At 61.3% G+C, this 19,898-nt stretch carries 17 protein-coding genes; 5 read left to right on the forward strand and 12 right to left on the reverse strand.

Annotated features, from left to right (window positions below; all coding sequences use genetic code 11):
* Nucleotides 1–2 precede the first annotated feature (2 nt).
* From H6M51_RS19555 to H6M51_RS19565, 3 genes are all read right to left on the reverse strand, one after another.
* On the reverse strand, nucleotides 3–1,169 hold the full coding sequence (locus H6M51_RS19555; RefSeq protein ID WP_407073603.1) for a fumarylacetoacetate hydrolase family protein: 1,167 nt from the start codon (nucleotides 1,167–1,169) through the stop codon (nucleotides 3–5).
* A 160-nt stretch (nucleotides 1,170–1,329) separates the two neighbouring features.
* The gene (locus H6M51_RS19560) at nucleotides 1,330–2,058 is read right to left on the reverse strand and encodes a FadR/GntR family transcriptional regulator (RefSeq protein WP_185811478.1); all 729 of its coding nucleotides are present in this window, start codon (nucleotides 2,056–2,058) and stop codon (nucleotides 1,330–1,332) included.
* 34 nt (nucleotides 2,059–2,092) lie between these two features.
* Nucleotides 2,093–3,490 (reverse strand): FAD-binding oxidoreductase, encoded by a 1,398-nt coding sequence (locus H6M51_RS19565; protein WP_185811544.1) that lies wholly within the window; start codon nucleotides 3,488–3,490, stop codon nucleotides 2,093–2,095.
* Between the two features lie 223 nt (nucleotides 3,491–3,713).
* Between H6M51_RS19565 and denD the strand changes: the two genes are divergently transcribed.
* The 4 genes from denD to H6M51_RS19585 all read left to right on the forward strand — a co-directional run bounded on the left by denD (nucleotide 3,714) and on the right by H6M51_RS19585 (nucleotide 8,160).
* On the forward strand, nucleotides 3,714–4,697 hold the full coding sequence (denD, locus tag H6M51_RS19570; RefSeq protein WP_185811479.1) for a D-erythronate dehydrogenase: 984 nt from the start codon (nucleotides 3,714–3,716) through the stop codon (nucleotides 4,695–4,697).
* Nucleotides 4,694–5,596 carry an NAD(P)-dependent oxidoreductase gene (locus tag H6M51_RS19575; protein ID WP_348644542.1) on the forward strand — a complete coding sequence of 301 codons (903 nt, stop codon included), beginning with the start codon at nucleotides 4,694–4,696 and terminating at the stop codon, nucleotides 5,594–5,596. Before denD ends, H6M51_RS19575 begins: the two co-directional genes overlap by 4 nt.
* Nucleotides 5,589–7,373 (forward strand): IlvD/Edd family dehydratase, encoded by a 1,785-nt coding sequence (locus H6M51_RS19580; RefSeq protein WP_185811480.1) that lies wholly within the window; start codon nucleotides 5,589–5,591, stop codon nucleotides 7,371–7,373. Before H6M51_RS19575 ends, H6M51_RS19580 begins: the two co-directional genes overlap by 8 nt.
* A gap of 115 nt (nucleotides 7,374–7,488) precedes the next feature.
* Nucleotides 7,489–8,160, forward strand: coding sequence for a BA14K family protein (locus tag H6M51_RS19585; RefSeq protein ID WP_185811481.1), 672 nt, complete (start codon nucleotides 7,489–7,491; stop codon nucleotides 8,158–8,160).
* Here H6M51_RS19585 and H6M51_RS19590 read toward each other — a convergent pair.
* Together H6M51_RS19590 and H6M51_RS19595 are read right to left on the reverse strand one after the other, a co-directional pair.
* Nucleotides 8,142–8,570 (reverse strand): response regulator, encoded by a 429-nt coding sequence (locus tag H6M51_RS19590; protein ID WP_185811482.1) that lies wholly within the window; start codon nucleotides 8,568–8,570, stop codon nucleotides 8,142–8,144. The two genes, H6M51_RS19585 and H6M51_RS19590, sit on opposite strands and share 19 nt — an antisense overlap.
* On the reverse strand, nucleotides 8,567–9,694 hold the full coding sequence (locus H6M51_RS19595) for a PAS domain-containing protein (protein WP_185811483.1): 1,128 nt from the start codon (nucleotides 9,692–9,694) through the stop codon (nucleotides 8,567–8,569). Before H6M51_RS19595 ends, H6M51_RS19590 begins: the two co-directional genes overlap by 4 nt.
* 210 nt (nucleotides 9,695–9,904) lie before the next feature.
* Here H6M51_RS19595 and H6M51_RS19600 point away from each other — a divergent pair, with 210 nt between their 5' ends.
* Complete coding sequence (locus H6M51_RS19600) at nucleotides 9,905–11,779, forward strand: sensor histidine kinase (protein WP_246780591.1); 1,875 nt, start codon at nucleotides 9,905–9,907, stop codon at nucleotides 11,777–11,779.
* 142 nt (nucleotides 11,780–11,921) lie between these two features.
* On the opposite strand, the gene H6M51_RS19605 is transcribed toward H6M51_RS19600, so the two are convergent.
* From H6M51_RS19605 to H6M51_RS19635, 7 genes are all read right to left on the reverse strand, one after another.
* Nucleotides 11,922–12,086: a hypothetical protein gene (locus tag H6M51_RS19605; RefSeq protein ID WP_113460508.1), complete on the reverse strand. Its 165-nt coding sequence runs from the start codon at nucleotides 12,084–12,086 to the stop codon at nucleotides 11,922–11,924.
* A gap of 140 nt (nucleotides 12,087–12,226) precedes the next feature.
* On the reverse strand, nucleotides 12,227–13,744 hold the full coding sequence (locus H6M51_RS19610) for a tripartite tricarboxylate transporter permease (RefSeq protein ID WP_185811484.1): 1,518 nt from the start codon (nucleotides 13,742–13,744) through the stop codon (nucleotides 12,227–12,229).
* A gap of 10 nt (nucleotides 13,745–13,754) precedes the next feature.
* Nucleotides 13,755–14,249 (reverse strand): tripartite tricarboxylate transporter TctB family protein, encoded by a 495-nt coding sequence (locus H6M51_RS19615; RefSeq protein WP_185811485.1) that lies wholly within the window; start codon nucleotides 14,247–14,249, stop codon nucleotides 13,755–13,757.
* Nucleotides 14,246–15,190: a tripartite tricarboxylate transporter substrate binding protein gene (locus H6M51_RS19620; protein WP_185811486.1), complete on the reverse strand. Its 945-nt coding sequence runs from the start codon at nucleotides 15,188–15,190 to the stop codon at nucleotides 14,246–14,248. The genes H6M51_RS19615 and H6M51_RS19620 overlap by 4 nt, the downstream gene beginning before the upstream one ends.
* A 250-nt stretch (nucleotides 15,191–15,440) precedes the next feature.
* Nucleotides 15,441–17,510, reverse strand: a complete 2,070-nt coding sequence (locus H6M51_RS19625) for a 3'-5' exonuclease (protein WP_210314875.1) — start codon at nucleotides 17,508–17,510, stop codon at nucleotides 15,441–15,443.
* Nucleotides 17,511–17,520: 10 nt separating this feature from the next.
* Nucleotides 17,521–18,042: a hypothetical protein gene (locus H6M51_RS19630; protein ID WP_185811488.1), complete on the reverse strand. Its 522-nt coding sequence runs from the start codon at nucleotides 18,040–18,042 to the stop codon at nucleotides 17,521–17,523.
* A gap of 11 nt (nucleotides 18,043–18,053) precedes the next feature.
* Complete coding sequence (locus H6M51_RS19635) at nucleotides 18,054–19,880, reverse strand: DUF294 nucleotidyltransferase-like domain-containing protein (RefSeq protein WP_185811489.1); 1,827 nt, start codon at nucleotides 19,878–19,880, stop codon at nucleotides 18,054–18,056.
* Nucleotides 19,881–19,898: the final 18 nt, after the last annotated feature.

A 19,898-nucleotide genomic window follows, 5' to 3' on the forward strand; every position in this document is an offset into this window, starting at 1 on the left:
TCTCAGCCCCTCCCCAGGAGGCCGCGGCGAGCAAGATTTTCGAAAAGCGCGCGGGTTCCGAACGTCCATTCCGGGCAGGCATCGGTGCGATCGACCCAGTTTACGAGACGTCCAAGCGTCGGAGTGGAGATTTCCACGCGGTCTCCGACTTCATGGGTAAAGCCGAGACCAGCACCACGGCGATCCTTGACCGGTGCAAACATCGTCCCGAGGAAGAGCACGGCGCCGTCGGGATATTGATGATTACGATTGCGCAGCTGGGAAACCAGATTCTCCGGCGCACGGCTGATCGCTTCCATTGGACTTTCCCCCGTCATCTCGAAGCCGTCTTCGCCGCGAACCAGGAGGGACACGCGCACCTTGCGCAACACATCGATGGTGAAGCCACCATGGAAAAGCCGGATGAAAGGCCCAACCGAACAGGACGCATTGTTGTCTTTCGCCTTGCCGAGAAGGAGCGCCGACCGGCCCTCGACGTCGCGCAGGTTGACGTCGTTGCCGAGCGTCGCGCCGATGATCTTGCCGTCGGAACGAACCGCAAGAACGATTTCAGGCTCGGGATTGTTCCACTGTGAGATCGGATGGATCCCGATGACATCCCCACAGGTGACGGAAGACATCGGCTGCGCCTTGGTGAATATTTCGGCATCCGGCCCGATGCCGACTTCGAGATACTGGGACCACAACCCCATGTCCTGCAGCAGAGCCTTGACCTTGGCCGCCTGCTCTGAGCCGGCGACGAGACCCCGGAGACTGTCGCCCAGCACCGGCGCGAGTTTTTCGCGGATGGCCTGCGCACGACCGGCATCGCCTTTCGCCTGTTCCTCGATCACGCGCTCAAGCATGCTGTCGGCAAAGGTCACACCTGCCGCCTTGACCGCCTGCAGATCGATCGGTGCCAGCAGGCGCCCTGCTTCACCGGAAAGGAATTGATCGAGTGTACCGAGCGCCGGCAGATCCTGATGGGAGGCAAGATGCTCTGCAAGCTCTTCGATTTCGAAGAGGCCCGATACCGTCGGGGAGACGGACGTCAGGTCGTGAACCACTCCTGCACGCAGGATCACAGGACAAGGTCCACCGGCAGCATTGGACCAGACACGTCCGATCAACAAAGCCTCGGGGGCATCCTGCGGCAGGATATAGTCGGATTCCAGGCGTTCACGCTGCAGCAAGACGGACCTCCTCCTTGTCCTCGAACACGGGCGCTCCATTCGCCCTGCCCTATTGTCAGGATGTCTGACAACCCTCGAGACAAAGTCATAGGGTCAGAATTCCTGCCTGTCTACCCCAGCCGGCAGGCTTGTGGACAAACCGTGCTTGGAGGAAAACTCAGAACTGTTCGAGACTGAGGTCGATACGGCTGGCAGCGCCATGCAGGTGCGCGCGCATCGCCACCCGCGCTGCCGCAGCATCACGCTCTGCGATCGCGTTCCGCAGTCGAACGTGTTCGGCGATCGTGACCTCGACGATCTCTTCGAGCACGGCTCGTTCCCGTGCCGCATCGATTGCCATGCTGATCCGCTCGGCGATGAAGCCGATGAAGAGCGCGAAATACTCGTTATGCGTCGCTTCGGCGACGGCCCTGTGGAAGGCAAGATCCGCGACGATCCCCTGCTCCGTCCACTTCTCCGAGCCGGTCATGCGGGCAAGAGCCTCGTCGATCCGGGCGAGATCGGCAGGCGTGTGATGCACGGCGGCGAGGCCCGCGGCTTCGATTTCGAGCGGTACACGCAACTGGAAGAGCGCCCTGAAGCTCTGAGGCTCGGAAAGCTCGCCGTCCTTGATACGGATGGGGCGGGCCGAGGGCTCGCTGACAAAGGCACCGACGCCCTGCCGCGTTTCGACCAGACCTTCGTTTCGAAGCTGCGCAATCGCCTCGCGCACGACCGAGCGGCTGACACCAAGGGTCTTGGCAAGCACATGTTCGGTAGGCAGGCGCTCACCGGGCTTGAGCCGACCCTGGCTGATTTCCTCGGCAAGCTGCGCGGCAATGCGGGCAGGCAGGTGCTCGCTGCGCCTGATCTGTCCGAAACTCAATTGCCCGAGGTCGATCGACATGCCTGCTGGTCTCCTTGCCATCCGCTCCGGTATTTCACGAATCCGTACCGAAATTCAATTGGCAACCGGGGTTCATGATCAGAGCGGGGTCGATCGCCTGCTTGACGCGCGTTAGCAACTGGAGATGCGCCGGAGATAAACGAGACAGGAAATCGCTTCTCTTCAGCCGGCCGACACCATGTTCGGCACTGATCGACCCGCCGAACCGGTCGAGGACGGAATTGATGATGGCCTTTGCCGCATAGATCCTTTCAGCCACCGCATCGGCAGCAAGACCGGCCGGCGGCAGGACATTGAGGTGCACATTGCCGTCGCCCACATGACCATAGGAGACACAGAGGCAGTCCGGCAGCCGTTCTGTGAGTGCCGCCTCGGCCATCTCGACGAATTCGGGGAGACGGGACAGCGGCACGGACACATCGGTCCGCAAATGCGGACCACGTCGCGCCTGCCCCTCGTTCATGCCTTCGCGGAACATCCAGAGCGACCGCGCCTGACTGCGCGAGGCCGCGATCACGCCGTCGAGCACCAGCCCGTCCTCCATCACCCCCTCGAGAAACCGCTGCAAGAGATCATCGATATCGACCAGGCCGGAGCCGGAAATTTCAAGCAGCACATAAGCCGGATAATTGGCAGCCAAAGGCATGGTGAGATCCGGCATGGCCTCCTGCGCAAGAGAAAACGCAACTGGAGGCATGAACTCGAAGGCAGACATGAGGTCGCAACACTCTCGCCGCGCGCGTCGATAAAGCACGATCGCATCCGACAGCGCGCCGAGACCGAGCAGGGCTGTTGCAACCTTCTCGGCGGGTGGCATCAGCTTGACGGCGACCGCGGTCACGATGCCGAGGGTCCCTTCGGCTCCTATGAACAACTGCTTCAGGTCGATACCGCGATTGTCCTTCCGCAGGGTCGAGAGACCATCGAAGATCGTCCCGTCTGGAAGAACCACTTCGAGGCCCAGCACGAGATCCCGCATCATGCCGTAGCGCAGCACATTGAGCCCGCCGGCATTGGTCGAGACATTGCCACCGATGCGGCAGGAGCCCTGAGCGCCAAGTGCCAGAGGAAAGTAAAGACCCGCTGCCTCCACCTGGTCCTTGAAGTCCGAAAGGATGACGCCGGCCTCAACCACTGCGGAGAAATCATCGGGATCGATCCGGCGTATCATCGTCATGCGCTCGAGACTGATGACCACTTGGTCCGACGGCCGGTCGGGCGTGGCGCCCAGCACCAGTCCGGTATTGCCGCCCTGCGGGACGATTGTCAGTCCAAGCGCCGTCACCGCGCGTACCGCAGCCGCCACCTCCTGCGTATCTCGCGGGCGAAGGACGGCCAGAGCGCCGGTCGTCACATCGCCATGCCAATCACGGCAATAGCGCTCCACGTCCGGTCCAGTCAGCACGAGTTCTTGGCCAAGAAGGCTGATCAGCCTCTCGGCAGCATCTCCATGGCCTGGCGTTGATGCACCTGTTTCACTCGGGCTTTCCAGCACTATCGGTATCCCCTTTGGCGGCTCGCATCGCGCAAGCCCAGAATTCGGTTTTCATGCGAACGATATAAGGTTATCAGACAACCTTACAATTAGTTTTTGCAATGGGCCCCTTGTGCACAGGCGCGTCGGGTCGAAGAATGGCACGGGAGGAGTTCATCGCATGCATATTCTGGTGATTGGTGCAGCCGGTATGGTCGGGCGCAAGCTCGCACAGAGGTTGACACGAGACGGCGGGCTGCAGGGTCGTGAAGTCACTGCCATGACACTCGCTGATGTCATACCGGCAGACGTCCCGACTGGATTTACCGGCACGGTCGCGATCGAGACGCTCGACCTGTCGGAACCAGCGGCAGCCGATCGCCTGATTGCCGCCCGTCCGGATGTGATCTTCCACCTAGCCGCCATCGTGTCTGGAGAAGCGGAACTCGACTTCGAGAAAGGCTACAAGATCAATCTCGACGGAACGCGGCATCTTTTTGAGGCCATCCGCCTCGCCCATATGGTGGACGGCTATCGTCCACGTCTTGTCTTCACCTCGTCGATCGCCGTCGTCGGTGCTCCTCTGCCCTTCCCCATCCCCGACGACTTCCACACTACGCCCCTGACAAGCTACGGCACGCAAAAGGCAATCTGCGAGCTTCTGCTGTCGGACTATTCGCGCAAGGGGTATTTCGACGGCATCGGCATCCGGCTGCCGACGATTTGCATCCGTCCCGGAAAGCCGAACAAGGCCGCCTCCGGCTTCTTTTCCAACATCCTGCGCGAGCCACTGGTTGGCCAGGAAGCCGTGCTCCCGGTCGGCGAGGATGTCCGCCACTGGCATGCCTCACCGCGCTCCGCCGTCGGATTCCTGCTTCACGGGGCAACGATCGATCTGCAAGAGGTTGGACCGCGCCGCAACCTCTCGATGCCGGGGCTGAGTGCCACCGTTGGCGAGCAGATCGAGGCGCTACGCCGCGTCGCCGGTGAAAACGCGGTAAAACTCATTCGCCACGAACCCGATGAGATGATCATGCGCATTTGCGCCGGCTGGGCGCCCGGCTTCGAAGCCACTCGTGCCCGTGCCCTCGGTTTCACGGCCGAAACCTCCTTCGACGAAATCATCCGTGCCCATATCGAGGACGAACTCGGAGGAAAGCTGTGACCGCTCAACGAACGAGGCAGATTGCCTTTCTCGGCACCGGACTGATGGGCGCCCCCATGGTGCGGCGGCTGCTGGGCGCAGGCTTTCCGGTCACCGTCTGGAACCGCGATCCTGGCAAGGCAGAGCCGCTGCGGGCAGCCGGTGCAAAGCTCGCCCAAAGCCCGGCAGAGGCCGCGGCAGATGCCGATATTGTCTTCACCATGCTCTCGGACGGCTGCGCTGTGGAGGATGTGCTCTTCGCCCGAGGAGCCGCCGCCGCCCTGAAAAAGGGCGCGGCCGTTATCGATACATCCTCGATCGCGCCGCCGATTGCCAGAGAACACGCCCGCCGGCTGGCCGAGCGCGACATCGTCCATCTCGATGCTCCTGTTTCAGGCGGCGTCGTCGGAGCAGAAGCCGGAACGCTCGCCATCATGGCCGGCGGCGACGAGGCTGCGGTCGAGGCTTTGGCCGAAGTCTTTGCACCGCTCGGACGTGTCACCCATGTCGGACCTTCGGGCGCCGGCCAGATCTGCAAGCTCGCCAACCAGCAGATCGTGGCAATCACCATCGGCGCGGTGGCGGAGGCCATGATGCTGGTCGAAGCAGGGGGAGCCTCACGCGAACGGTTTCGCCAGGCGATCCGCGGCGGTTTCGCCGAGAGCCGGATCCTGGACCTGCATGGCCAGCGCATGGTCGACCGCCGGTTTGAGCCGGGCGGCCCGTCTCGCCTGCAACTGAAGGATCTGAATGCAGTGGCCGCGATGGCTGAAGCATACGGCCTCGACCTGCCCTTGACCTCAGATGTTCGCCACGCCTTCGATGCCTTCGTGGCAGACGGAAACGGCGACCTGGATCACAGCGCCTTTCTTCTTCATCTCGAAAAGATCAACCGCCGCAAAGGTGCCGACAATGAGTGAGACTGAACAGCCGAAGCGCCGATTGCGTTCTCAAGACTGGTTCGACAATCCCGATCATCTCGACATGACCGCGCTCTATCTTGAGCGCTTCATGAACTACGGCACCACGCCGGAGGAGCTGAGGTCCGGCAAACCGATCATTGGCATCGCCCAGTCGGGCTCCGACATCAATCCCTGCAACCGCCACCACCTCGAACTCGCCAAGCGCGTCCGCGACGGCATCCGCGACGCAGGCGGCATCCCGATCGAATTTCCGTCCCATCCGCTGTTCGAAAACTGCAAGCGACCGACCGCCGCCCTCGATCGCAATCTCGCCTATCTCGGGCTCGTCGAACTCCTCTACGGTTATCCCTTCGACGGGGTCGTCCTGACGACCGGCTGTGACAAGACCACGCCCTCGGCCCTGATGGCCGCCTCCACGGTCGACATCCCGGCCATCGTATTGTCCGGGGGTCCGATGCTCGACGGCTGGCACGACGGCGAGCTTGTCGGGTCGGGCACTGTCATCTGGCGCTCGCGTCGCAAGTATGCCGCCGGCGAGATCAGCCGTGAGGAATTCCTCGAACGTGCGCTCGATTCCGCCCCGTCGCCCGGCCATTGCAACACCATGGGTACCGCTTCGACGATGAACGCGATCGCCGAGGCACTCGGCATGTCGCTGACCGGCTGCGCGGCAATCCCCGCTGCCTATCGAGAGCGCGGCCAGATGGCCTACCGCACCGGCAGACGGGCCGTCGAACTGGTGCTCAAGGATATTCGACCGTCGGACATTCTGACCCGCGAGGCCTTTCTCAATGCCATCCGCGTGAATTCCGCCATCGGAGGCTCCACCAATGCCCAGCCGCATTTGATGGCGATGGCCAAACATGCCGGGGTCGAATTGCAGCCCGAAGACTGGCAGATCCACGGCTACGACATTCCGCTTCTCGCCAATGTCCAGCCGGCCGGCGCCTATCTCGGCGAACGCTTCCACCGCGCCGGCGGCGTGCCCGCGATCATGTGGGAACTGATGCAGGCCGGAAAGCTTGAGGGATCCTGTCGTACGGTCACCGGACGCACCATCGCCGAAAACCTGGAAGGGCGAGAGGCAACCGACCGGGAGGTGATCAAGCCCTATGGCGAGCCGATGCGCGAACGCGCCGGCTTCATCGTGCTCAAAGGCAATCTCTTCGACTTCGCGATCATGAAGACCAGCGTCATTTCCGAGGGCTTCCGCCAGCGCTACCTGCAGGAGGAAGGCCGTGAAGGCGTTTTCGAAGGCCGTGCGATCGTCTTCGATGGCTCGGAGGATTACCACAAGCGGATCAATGACCCGGCCCTCGACATCAACGAGGACTGCATCCTCGTCATCCGCGGTGCCGGACCACTTGGCTGGCCGGGCTCGGCAGAAGTGGTGAACATGCAGCCGCCGGATCATCTGATCAAGCGCGGCATTCTCAGCCTGCCGACAATCGGTGACGGCCGCCAGTCCGGCACCGCCGACAGCCCGTCGATCCTCAATGCCTCTCCGGAAAGTGCAGCAGGTGGTGGCCTTTCCTGGGTGCGCACCGGTGATGTCATCCGCATCGACCTCAATCAGGGTCGCTGTGACGCATTGGTCGGCGAGGAAGAGATCGCAAGGCGCAAGGCAGAAGGCATACCGCCCGTGCCGAAGGATGCTACGCCGTGGCAACGCCTCTACCGGCAGACTGTCACCCAGCTTGCCGATGGCGCGACCATCCGCTCGGCCGAGGAGTTCCGCCAGATTTCGAAGACGCCACCGCGCCACAATCACTGACGGACCACGTCGTCACCAGCCAACACCACCGTTCAAAGGATCTCCAGCGAAGTTTCATCGGGAACCGTCGAAGGGGAATTTCATTTCCCGTTACAAACGACGCATGGAGATCCCGATGAAACCGCTTCTGGAACTGCTCACAGCATCCGCGCTTGCTGCCGGAATGGTCATTGGCGGCGTGGTGCTCGCCTCGGCGGCGCTCGCACCGGAGGAGGATCCTCATCGCTTTACCGGCCTCGACATCGATGATCTCTGGACAATGGAACCTGTTCGTATCGACAGGTCTGCCCAGGACCTTGAGCGTTTGCCGCCACGTTATGCAAGCCATGTAGTCATGAGCGAACCGTCGGTTCGCCAATCCCAGGAGGGTGCCGCCACCGCCAGTTCCGACGCGAATTATCAAGTCGGAGACATCGATATCCTCGTGACATCCGCAATCGACGAAGCGACCTCTGGCTTCGGCACCGATACCTTACCGCCGGAACATCTTTCCTGGTGTGAAGCGCGGTATCGCTCTTACGACCCCGTTCACAACACCTATCGAAGCTTCAGCGGCACTGTTCGGCCCTGCAACTCGCCATTCCAGGTCGAGGTCATGGCGGACGTCCGCGAAGACGAGATGGAGGTGATCAACGTCAGCGCAAGCCACGCGGAAACGGGTCTCACGGTGAATGAGTCACAGGTGAATGCCTGCATGGACCGCTATCGCTCTTACCGGTCGAGCGACAACACCTACCAGCCTTTCGGTGGTGGACCTCGTCAGCAGTGTCAGCTGGCATCATTTTGATGAAGACAACGGGTCGCTGCCAGGATGAGACCGGAAGGCGGTGTGCCAGTTTCGCCACCAGCCACCTTGCGAGTGATGTAGGCAAGCGCGTTCTGCAGCCCGTTCATGGTGTATGGCTTCTCGATCGCGCCGATGGCACCTACGAAATCCTCGGGTATGCGCTTTATGTTGCCCGTGACGAAGACGAACGGGATGTGCCTTTCCGCCAGGTGCCGGCCGATCTCGATACCCGACGGGCCATCGCCGAGGTGAACGTCCACAAAGGCAAACTCGGGCAGCGATTGCTCAATGATCTCGAAAGCCGCCTTGCGCGACGCCGCAGTGCCGACAACCGTATGACCCGCAGCCTCGACCTCTAGCTCCAGTTCGAGGGCAAGAAGTGCTTCATCTTCGACAATCATGATCTTCAAGTGTCGGTATCCTTCATCTCTTCGACGAGCATGGTGACGAGCACGTCCGTGCGATGGCCGTCGACCTCGCGACGAATCTCCGCTCCAAGCTGCTTGGCGCAGGTTTCGAGCATCAACAGACCAAAGGCCTCCTCCTCCGGATTGACTGAGACCGGCTTTGTCGTATCCGTGACCCGGATCAGGAAATGACCATTGGTCCGCTTCACCTCCAGATGAATGTCACCGCCGCCGTCGCTTAGCCCGCGACGCACCGCATCCAGCACAAGTTCGTTGATGATCAGGGAAAGCGGCGAGGCCTTGACCGCCGGAACGAGCACGGGAGAAAGGTCTGTGCTGACCCGGATGTCATCTCGCCGCAGCGCGCCCAATAGATCCTCGATCAGATCCTTGGCGAAGTCGGAGACGTCAAACCGGCCGAGATCGCTGCTGGTAAACAGCTTGCGTTGTACGGTGCTCAGCGCCTCCACCCGATTGAGCACGGAGAACAGGGTCCGCTTCACCAGGTCGCTTTCTGACATCCGTGCCTGCAGCTTCACGATCGAGGCAATGGTGAGAAGGTTGTTCTTCACTCGATGATCAACCTCATGCACCAGGAGCGTCTGCGCCTTCAGCGCCTCCGACAGATCATGGGTGCGCCTTGCCACTTCCCGCTCGGCGGATTGACGTGCCTCTGCCAGGTCCAATTCCTTGCTCTTGATCGTGGTGAAATCAAGCTGGGATGCAAAGAAATAGACCACATCGCCGGCCGCATCTCGGACAGGGCTGACAAACAAAGCGTTCCAGAACTGTGTTCCGTCTTTCCGGTAGTTCAGGATGTCGATGGCAATATCACGTTCTGCGGCGATGGCTTCCCGAAGCCGGGCAACTGCGCTGCTCTCGGTTTCCGGGCCCTGCAACAGGCGGCAGTTTCGGCCGATCAACTCCTCCGAGCTGTATCCGGTCAGACTGCAAAAGGCGTGGTTACAGAAAATGATCGGATTGTCGGGTTGTTTCGGGTCGGTAATCAGCATCGGCATGCGCGTTGCCTTGAAGGCCGCAGCGAAGGGATCTTCCGAGGGATGGGAAGCAAGGAGGCGGTCGCCGGCGTCTCTTGCGTCACGCCGCGAGGAATTTTGGTCTGACATTCACACCTAGTCCTGATCAGGCTTCGCGCCAAAACGCACGCGACGCCATAAAGTTCCAGGCCGTAGCGAAAAAATGCCGAACCGTCCAACCACCGCTCCACGCCAGGAGGCTCCCCATTTCAGGCAGTGCGGTGACAATGGACACGACTACCTGTTTAGCATATTTGACATTAGACAGGCCGAAACGCGAAGCTCAAGGCAACGGAATTGATGTCCAAGGACGAGCAGCAACACGCCATACCCGGCTTTCTCAGAAACGGCGGACAGATGGCGGACCTCATCCTGGCTCGCGACTGGTCGGATGGTCTGGGGCCGATAGAAACATGGCCGGCCGCACTTCGCTCGGCACTGTCCATCTGCCTGAACTCAAGCTTCCCGACAGCCATATACTGGGGTCCTGAACTTCGTCTGCTGTACAACGACAGCTGGTCTCACATTCCTGGCGAGCGGCATCCGTGGGCACTGGGGCGCCCGGCCGCAGAAGTGTGGTCCGACATCTGGAAAGTCGTGGGACCGCAGTTTGCCAGTGTGGCAAGCACGGGCAAGGGCCTGTCCATCTACGACCAGCATCTCCCGATGATGCGCAACGGCGTGCAGACGGAAAGCTACTGGAATTACAGCTTCACCGCGATCCGCGATGAACACGGAACGATCTGCGGCATCTTCAACCAGGGCAACGAGACGACCGCTGCCGTCTTAGCCAGACGCGAGGCTCAGGAAGAGCTCGCCCGTCTTGGTCGACTATTTGCTCAGGCTCCGGCGGCGATCGCCATACTCGAAGGTCCGACCCACGTCTTCAAGCTCGTAAATCCGGCCTACGAAGCGCTGGTGCAGCGCTCGAACCTTGTTGGGCGCACGGTCGCAGACGCCCTTCCGGAAGTCAAAGACCAGGGCTTTGTCGATCTTCTCGACACCGTTTATGCGACGAACGTGCCCTATAAGGGCACTGCAGTTCCTGTCGAGTTCATTTTGCCAGAGGGCGAACGTCAGCACCGGCATGTGGATTTCGTTTTCCAGCCTGTCACCGATGCGGCCGGCGAGCCAGCGGGCATATTCATCCAGGCCTCGGACGTAACCGAGGCCGCCACGGCCATGGCCGCGCTGCGGGAAAGCGAGCAGCGCTTTGAAGCGATCGTCAATTCGATCGACCAGATGATCTGGTCCACACGGGCGGACGGCTACCACGACTACTTCAATCAACGCTGGTACGAATACACCGGAGTGCCGGAGGGCCAGACGGACGGAGCGGAATGGGAGACGGTCTTTCACCCGGATGATCGCGAGGAAACCTGGGCCAAATGGCAGTTCAGCCTTGAGACAGGAGAGCCCTACCATGTCGAGTACCGGCTCCGGCATCGGTCAGGCGCCTATCGCTGGGTTATCGGACGCGCCCAATGTGTTCGCGACGACAACGGCGAGATCATTCGCTGGTACGGCACCTGCACCGACATTCATGACCTGAAGGTGGCCGAAGAGGCACGTCAGCTTCTCCTGCGCGAGCTCAATCATCGCGTGAAGAACCTCTTTGCCATCACCTCCGGCATGATCAACATGACGGCCAGATCCTCGCATTCGGTCAGCGCCATGGCACAATCCCTCCACGGGAGATTGCAGGCATTGGCCAAAGCCCATCAGTTGATCCAGCCGGCTATCATGGCAGGATCAACGGGAGCGGAGACAGTCGCGTTTCACGCCCTTCTGGAGGAGATTCTGTCGCCGCATCTGTCTGATCGAGAGCGCCAGGTCTCGTTGACGGGACCGGAGCTTCGGCTTGGTCCGCATGCATCAACGAGCTTCGCCCTCATCTTTCACGAACTGGCGACAAACGCCGCGAAATACGGGCCATTTCGCGATGCCAATGGCCGATTGGACGTGTTGTGGGAAATGGACGGCAACCGGCTCAATTTGCAATGGCAGGAAAACGTCACGCAGGCTCTGATCAGTGCTCCAAGCCAGGAAGGCTTTGGCAGCAAGCTCGCTCGCACCAGTGCGACTCACCAATTGGGCGGCTCCATCGATTTCGAGTGGCGACCGGGCGGCGTCAGCATAGCACTGACTGCCTCGGCAGAGCGGCTCGGCCGATAGCAGATCATCCGCTTTCACGACCTGGCGCTGGGCCGAATGACAAAGAGCGCCCGGAAGGGACGCTCTGACTGTCTCTGATGATTTCTGAGCTTGTTGCTCGCTCCCTGGCAAGGCCGAAAAGCGCTTGCCAGTAGCAGTCGGATCAGTAACGCGGGAAGTCGGCAGGATTGATGCCGAGCGTCTTCAGGTGATGATCCTTCGGACGACGATGTCCTTCGACAGCAGCCGCTGCGGAGCTTGCTGCACCGAGAACGGCGAATGCACGACCGAGGAAACCCTGCTGGATGGACTTGCGGAGGCTAGACATTTCTTTGCTCGCTTTCTTGTTTGCAAGCACAAGATGATACTCCGCCCATCGGATTACAATGGACGGAAAGTCAGGCCAGCCATGCAGCCGATGCAGGCCCAGTTAACTTGATCCTGCATCAGAACATGGAAGTTTAAGGATCAGTCCTCGCTCGCCGCGACCTGGGCCAGAACCTTGCCCCTACCCCGCGCCCGAAGGATCATCGGCACGAAGAGCGCAATAGCCGCCAGCAGCAGCAAAACCGCTGCTATGGGCGAGGTCACAAGAACGGTCGGATCGCCCTGACTGATCGACAGCGCCCGACGCAGTTGCTGCTCCGCCATCGGACCGAGGATCAGGCCGACAATGACAGGCGCAATCGGATAGCCGAAGACGCGCATGACATAACCGAGCACGCCGAACGTCAGAAGCAGGCCGAGTTCGAACACCGACGGATTGGCACCGATCGTGCCGAGCGTCGCAAAGACCAGGATACCCGCATAGAGCCAGGGCTTCGGGATGGTGAGCAGACGCACCCAGAGCCCGATCAGCGGCAGGTTCAGCACCAGCAGCATGAAGTTGGCGATCAGCAGGGATGCGATCAGCCCCCAGACGAGCTGCGGATTGGTCGCAAACAACAGCGGCCCGGGCTGCAGACCGAATTGCTGGAAGCCCGCAAGCATGATCGCAGCGGTCGCCGTCGTGGGCAGGCCAAGTGTCAGCAACGGTACCAACGTACCGGCAGCCGAGGCATTGTTGGCAGCCTCGGGCCCGGCGACGCCTTCGATGGCACCCTTGCCGAACTCTTCGGGATGCTTAGTGAAGTGCTTTTCCGCGGAGTAGGACAGGAAGCTCGAGACATCGGCACCACCCGCCGGCATGGATCCGATCGGAAAGCCGATTGCGGTTCCGCGAAGCCAAGGCTTCCACGAGCGTTTCCAGTCGGATTTGTTCATCCAGAGCGAGCCGCGCACAGCCTCGACCTTCTCGGGCGCACGGGCGCCTTGAGCCGCAATGTAAAGCGTCTCGCCGATCGCAAACATGGCGACGGCAAGCGTGGTGACCTCAAGGCCATCGAGGAGATCCGGCACGCCGAAGCTCAACCGCGTCTGCCCTGTCAGTTGGTCGATACCGACGATAGAGAAGGCAAGACCGATGAACAGGGCGGTCAGACCACGCAGAGTGGAATCACCGAACGCGGCGGACACCGTCACGAAGGCCAGAACCATCAGCGCGAAATACTCGCGAGGACCGAAGGACAGGGCGAACTTGACGACATAGGGCGCGATGAAGGCAAGCGAGATTGTCGCCAGGAGACCGGCCACGAAGGAACCGATGGCGGCCGTCGCAAGTGCCGGGCCGCCACGCCCCGCGCGGGCCATTTTATTGCCCTCCAGCGCAGTCACGATGGATGCGCTCTCGCCAGGCGTGTTGAGCAGGATCGAGGTCGTCGAGCCGCCATACATGCCGCCGTAATAGATGCCCGCGAACATGATCAGCGATCCCGCTGGATCCAGCTGATAGGTGACAGGCAGAAGAAGGGCGACGGTCAGCGCCGGGCCGATGCCCGGAAGCACGCCGACAAGCGTCCCGAGTGTGACGCCGATCAGCGCGTAAAACAGGTTGATCGGCTGAGCGGCGATCGCCAGCCCCTGGAGAAGGAAATCAAACGTATTCACGGGGTTCCCCTCAGAAGAACAGCCGTTCGAGCGGTCCGGCCGGCAAGGACAGTTGCAGGAAGCGCGCGAAGACGATCCAAACGACGAATGAAAGTGCGATGCCGGCGGGCAGCGAGATCCAGAATTTCCGCTTCCCGAAACCGGCAGCGGTCAGCGCGAAAAGGATGCCTGTGGCGATCGAAAAGCCTGCCGTCTTCAAAAGCATCATCTGTGCCGCAAGCCCTGCAACGATGAACAGGATCGGCGGCAGTTCCTGATGCTCGCGCTCGGGAAAATCCCGACGCATAGCCGCAAAAACCGTCCAGACGCCAAGGCCAATCAACCCGATCGCGATGCCCTTCGGTACGGTCGCAGGACCGATGCCGGAATAGACGTTGCCCCCCTGCAGGCGCGCAACATCGTAAAGGATCACGCCGGCCATGACCACGAGGACAAGGGCGATGATCAGCGCCGCCCAATCAGGGCGGCGCGACCGATCTGTGGAAGAGCGTTCTTCCGAGCTCATTTCACCAGACCGATGTCTTTGAGGATTTCCTCTGTCGCGGCGATATCCTTGGTGAGCTGTTCCTGGAAAGCAGCACCCGAAAGATAGGTATCCTGCCAGTTCTTCGTCTTCAGCGTTTCCTGCCAGCCGGCAGACTTCACGAGCTTTTCGACGTCGGCAGAGATTGCGGCCTTCTGCTCGTCGGTCAGGCCCGGAGCGGCGGCAACCATACGCCAGTTCTGCAGAACCACGTCGAGGCCGCTTTCCTTGAGGGTCGGAGCATCCGCACCGGCAATGCGCTCGGCGCTGGAGACGGCGAGCAAACGCAGCGCGCCAGCCGCAACCTGGGCCTGGAATTCACCGTAGCTGGAGATGCCGACGGTCACCTGACCGCCGAGGATCGCAGCAAGCGCCTCGCCACCACCCGAATAGGCGATGTAGTTGATCTTGGTCGGATCAACGCCGGCAGCCTTGGCGATCAGGCCTGCACCGATATGGTCCGTACCACCGGCCGAACCACCGGCCCAGGAAACGGAACCCGGATCAGCCTTCAGCTTTTCGACCAACTGGCCGATGTTCTGGATTTCGGAATTGGCCGGCACGACAACCGCCTGATATTCGCCGGTCAAGCGCGCGATCGGCGTGACGTCGGCAAGCGTGACGGGCGACTGGTTGGTCAGGATCGCGCCGACCATGACATAGCCGCCGACGATCAGGGCGTTGGGATTGCCCTTCTGCTGGCTCGCAAACTGCGCAAGGCCGATCGTGCCACCAGCGCCCGGCACGTTCATGACCTGCACATTGCCGGAGATGCCTTCGGCCTGCATCACCTGCTGCAGCGAGCGAGCCGTCTGGTCCCAACCACCGCCCGGCGCCGCCGGAGCCATGATCGTGTAGTCGGCAGCGACAGCCGGAAGGGCCAGTGCGCCAGCGAGAAAGGATGCGAGAAAGAAGTGTTTCAAGATAGTCCTCCACCATCAATGCGGCTTGTGCCGCTTGCAAATGATCTGTGGGGAGAACGCAAGCATGCGCTTGCGGACAAGTCCGCGCCAGGCAAAGCCTGCTCCTCCCAGGTCCCATCTCTCCCGCCTCCACGGGAAGATGTGAAGGAAGGCTTAACAGAAGAATCTGTCATCCACCTGTCACAGCCGACGGCACACCGGATGATCGCCCAGGGCATGAAGGGGAGACCGCGTCAGTCTTGGCTGAGGTTCAGGAGACCCTCGCGTGATCGTTCAGGTCTCGGACGAGCCTTTGATGGCTGCGCAACCGCGTCAGAACCTCGCCGAACCGTGTCAGCCCTCGGCCTGCCAGCATATCCTTGAGCTTGATGAACACATCGGCAGTTGCGATCGCGTCGCCCAGGGCCGTATGCCGGTCCTCTTCGGCGATCACCACACCAAGTCGCTCGGCCAGGGCATCGAGCGTGTGGGTCTCCGCCTGACCGAAGGCCGTGGCTGAGACAAGCACGGTATCCAGGATCGGGTTGACAAAACGCAGCCCGACATCTTTCTCTCGGCGGGACAGGAATTCCATATCGAAGGGCGCATTATGTGCCACGAGCACGGCACCTTCGGCGAAGCGATGGAACTGGCGAACAGCCTCTTGAACACTGATCGCATCCTTGACCATAGCATCCGTCACCCCATGGATCGCCGAAGCTGAAGCGGGAATCGGTCGACCGGGATTGACCAGCATGTCGAAGACTTCGTTCTTGACACGCTTCCCGTTGACGATCCGGACAGCGGCGATCTGCACGATCTCGTCACCCTGCTCCGGCAAGAGGCCTGTGGTTTCGGTATCGAATACGACATAGGTCAGCGCGTCCATCTGGGCTTCGGAGAGCTTGTCGTAATGCAACCGGGAGAGAAGATCGAAGTCATAGACAACATGCCGTGAGATGTCCGCACTTGCCGGATGGAGCCGCTCGATCGGTTTCAGCCGCATCGAGATCGCAGGTTGGCCCTCGGTGTTGCCGGTCAAGACCTCATTTCCATGGGCTCTGAGAATTGTGTCGCAGGTGACCCCACCTTCGAAAACCGGCTCACTCAGCCAGACAGCAAGGTTGTCGGGTTGAACGGATCTTCCCTCCCAGGTAACGGTGACATCCGCTGCTCCTGCCGACTCCGAAATGGCGAGATGGAAGCGGGCGGCACCGGTTTGCTCGCCGATCCGCGTGACGACGTGGGCCAGTAGACTGACAATGTCGAAGGCGTTGCAGCGAACAGCAAGTTCGGCAGCATTGCTCGAAAGTGAGAGCTTGCGCACCTCGAGTTCGCGTCGCAACTGGCCGGCGAGCTCTCGCGCATCTGTCGGCGCCATGGGCCAGCCATCGGAGCGACAGCTTTCAAAGCGCGCTTCCAGTTCGGCAAGCGCCGCGTCCAGAACCTGAATCTGCGTCGACACCGCGTCTTCTCCGCGCACGTCCACCTCACGCGAAAGCAAGACATTGCGCAGATTTGATACGACGGGGCGAACCTGCAGGAAAACATCACCAAGAAGCGCATCTCGCCGGGCGTAGGCCGCCACTTCTGTCGTAACGTCCCTCAGGGTCATGACATAGGCCGCCTGATCGCCGCCGTTATCGCTGGCAAGTCTCATGCGCCCCGCAAGCCTGCGGCGACCGCAGGGACTCAAACAGATGAACTCGACGACCGCGTCCCGGTCGGAACCTTCCAGCAGCCGGTTGTGCGCGTCGCGTATCGGGCCCTCGCTGAGATAGTCGAAGACGTTCCGGTCGAGACACACGGGACGCTGAGAGCCGGCGAGCATCTGTTGGGCGACGCCGTTGTAGAAAACGAGGTGATGACGGCCCGTACAAAGCAGAACAGCAGGAGGGACATCCGCCAGCAACTGCTCTAGCTTGTTCTTGTCAGACGAGAGGCGGGTCGTCTCCCGCTGCACCTGTTCAGCCAGCGCCCCGCGCGTCTGGGCAATCGTGGCTGCGGTGGCCGATGCCGCTTCGGCGAGATCCCCAAGATAACGTGCATCATCTGCCTGAAAATCGTGTGCGACATCGGCATGGGCCCGAGCGCGCATCGCGGATGCCACCTTGTCGATCGGACGAGCCAGATGCGTATCGAACAGAAACCAGATCCAGGCCACGAGGGCGAGGATCAGAAATCCGGCTGCAATCGCGCTCTGCATGAAGGCGTTGAGCATGTCCGGGCTACCCTCGCGGTGGTAGCCGAACCACATTCCGACCGCCAGCGCCGCCATGGCACCGGCCGCCAGAGCCGCGAAGAACAGAAGGATGCGTCCGCGCAGACTGATCCTCGTCAACATATCTCCCTCACCCGGCCGCGCATGCAATCTTCAGCGCCGCATCGTCAGGCTCCACCTTGCGCCATTCCGCCCCCACGACGCTGCCGTCATCCGCGATACTCACGCTCCCGTCGATCAGATCCGCCCGTTGCGCATTCTGGCAGTCATACACCACCTTCACGGGCGTAACCGGCTGCCAGCGTGCCACCAGAAGGATGTCGACCATCACCAGAGCCGGCTGGTTCGGATTGCGTTTGACGCCCTTCAGGTCGACAGCCGTGAACCGGGTCGTCACCGGCTCGATGTAAGACCAGGGCCGCCAAAAAGCCGTCTGCTCGTTTTTCCAGGAGACGGCGATGCCTGGCAGAGCCAGATTCATCCGATCGAACCAGCTGTACTCACTCCAGACGGCATAGCCGAGCATTCCGAGACCGGCCGTCGCGGGCACGATCCATTTTGGCAGCAGTCCGCGGCTCAACCAGCGCAACAGCATCGCCACGCCTGCCAGGGCAACGCCAGCAACCACCGCCGCGATCAACTCAAACAGCATTCTTCATTCCTTCAGACAGGCGCTCGACCGCCATTGGCGAGCGCCGATTGCATGGTTCGAATGACGACGAAGGCATCGCGCAGATGCGCGCGCTCGAAATCACCGAAATCGTAAGGTGCCAGAAAGTTATCTGGCTTTCGACCGTCTCTTACCTGTCGAACCTGATTCCGCAGCCGCATGTCCGCGATGAGGTCGTAGGCGGCAACGAGATCACGGGCACCAGCGCCGGAGATGATTCCGGCCTCCTCTGCTGCCAGCAAGCGCGCCCGCGTGTTGACCGGTGCAAGCCTGCCCATAAGGGCGTAGACGCGCCCGAGATCGACAACCGGCACCACGCCATTGTGCTTCATGTCGATCTGGTTGCGATGTTCACCGCTGCGGATCGTCGCGAAGCCCCGGAGGAGGCCGAGCGGTGGTGCATGCTTCAAGGAATTGCTGATCATGTGAGCCGTGAAGATCGAGTTTCGGCCCGCTGCTTCCAAGGTCTCGGCCTGCAGATCCTGGTAGAGGGACGAAGCGCCGCAGATCGGCCTGAGGTCGAACATGACACTGGCCAGCATCTGTGCCGTCGGGTCGGGTTTGTTGATCCAGTCCCGGAAGTAACTGCGCCAAACCGAAACCGGCTGACACCAGCGCGGATTGGTCGCCATCATGTCGCCTGGACAGTAAAAGTAGCCGCAGACATCGAGACCGCGACTGACCTTGGCCGCCAATTGCTGGAACCAGGGCATTTCCTCCGGCTCGACACCGTCTTCGATGAAGATGCAATTATCCTGGTCGCTGACCCCACTCTGTTCCTGACGCCCCTGACTCCCGCAGGCCAGCCAGACATACGGGACCGGCGGCGGCCCCAGCTCCCGCTCGGCCAGCATGATCAGCCGGCGGGTGACACTGTCGGCGATATCGGTGATCAACCGCGTGACGACTTCGTGCGCGTTGTTGCTGCCAACGAGCTGGACAAGCAGTTGCGGTATCCGCGCCGTAATCGTCCGCATCGCCTCGGGCGTTTCGGCAGTCGCAATGTCGCGGATCAGCTGCGCCGAGCTGATCGCATGAAAGCGGATGAGATCGGTCTGCGTAATCATACCCACCAGACGGTCGCCTTCGACCACCGGCAGATGCCCGACACGTCTCTCCAGCATCAGATGCAGGATGTCTGACCCCAGCGCCTCGCCGGGCAAACCGACCGGGTCGGGGGTCATCACGGCGGAAACCGGAGTCTTATCCGGATCGAGCCCCTCTGCGAGCACACGCCCAGTCAGGTCGCGTGTGGTGAGAATGCCGAGGAATCGCGTTCCATCAACGACGCCGAGGCTGGAAACATGCCTTTCCCGCATGAGCGCCGCGGCAGAGCGCACGGTGTCGGACGGCGCACAGACGATGGGCGGCCGCGACATCAACTCGCTGACTTTCTGGATAGCAACGTCGCCGCGGCGGCTGTCCGCAAATCGCCCGCGCGTGAAAAAACGGGAAAAAACGGCCTGTTCCTGCATCAGACGGCGGAACTCGTCCACAGGCAGCATCAGCAGCGTGCAGTCGCTGCGCGCCGTCGCGGTTGTCGCCGCAAAGCCATCGGCCAAGAGGCCGCGTTCGCCGAAGGAGTTGCGAGGGGCAAGCTCGGAGACCACCGTACTGGTGGCGTCCCTGATTTCTATGGCCCCGTCCATGATGAGATAGATACCCGGCAGCGGATTGCCGCGGTGATAGATTTCGGCCCCGGCCGAAAAGGAGAATTCCTGGAAGCGGGTCGAGACCCGTTCGATCTCGTCTCTCGGAAGACTGTCGTAAGGATGGACTGTCTCGAGAAATGCCAGCACGTCGGACTGTGCCTGGTTCATCGGTTTGCCCTCATGCGG

Origin of the sequence: Rhizobium sp. AQ_MP (genome assembly GCF_014237835.1) — a bacterium.
GTDB lineage: Bacteria > Pseudomonadota > Alphaproteobacteria > Rhizobiales > Rhizobiaceae > Allorhizobium.

Bases quoted from the DNA above. Each gene is read 5' to 3' on its own strand.
- denD (WP_185811479.1), top strand. From the start codon at position 3,714: ATGCATATTCTGGTGATTGGTGCAGCCGGTATGGTCGGGCGCAAGCTC.
- H6M51_RS19630 (WP_185811488.1), bottom strand. From the start codon at position 18,042: ATGCTGTTTGAGTTGATCGCGGCGGTGGTTGCTGGCGTTGCCCTGGCA.
- H6M51_RS19580 (WP_185811480.1), top strand. From the start codon at position 5,589: ATGAGTGAGACTGAACAGCCGAAGCGCCGATTGCGTTCTCAAGACTGG.
- H6M51_RS19600 (WP_246780591.1), top strand. From the start codon at position 9,905: ATGTCCAAGGACGAGCAGCAACACGCCATACCCGGCTTTCTCAGAAAC.
- H6M51_RS19605 (WP_113460508.1), bottom strand. From the start codon at position 12,086: ATGTCTAGCCTCCGCAAGTCCATCCAGCAGGGTTTCCTCGGTCGTGCA.
- H6M51_RS19595 (WP_185811483.1), bottom strand. From the start codon at position 9,694: ATGTCAGACCAAAATTCCTCGCGGCGTGACGCAAGAGACGCCGGCGAC.
- H6M51_RS19615 (WP_185811485.1), bottom strand. From the start codon at position 14,249: ATGAGCTCGGAAGAACGCTCTTCCACAGATCGGTCGCGCCGCCCTGAT.
- H6M51_RS19635 (WP_185811489.1), bottom strand. From the start codon at position 19,880: ATGAACCAGGCACAGTCCGACGTGCTGGCATTTCTCGAGACAGTCCAT.
- H6M51_RS19585 (WP_185811481.1), top strand. From the start codon at position 7,489: ATGAAACCGCTTCTGGAACTGCTCACAGCATCCGCGCTTGCTGCCGGA.
- H6M51_RS19560 (WP_185811478.1), bottom strand. From the start codon at position 2,058: ATGTCGATCGACCTCGGGCAATTGAGTTTCGGACAGATCAGGCGCAGC.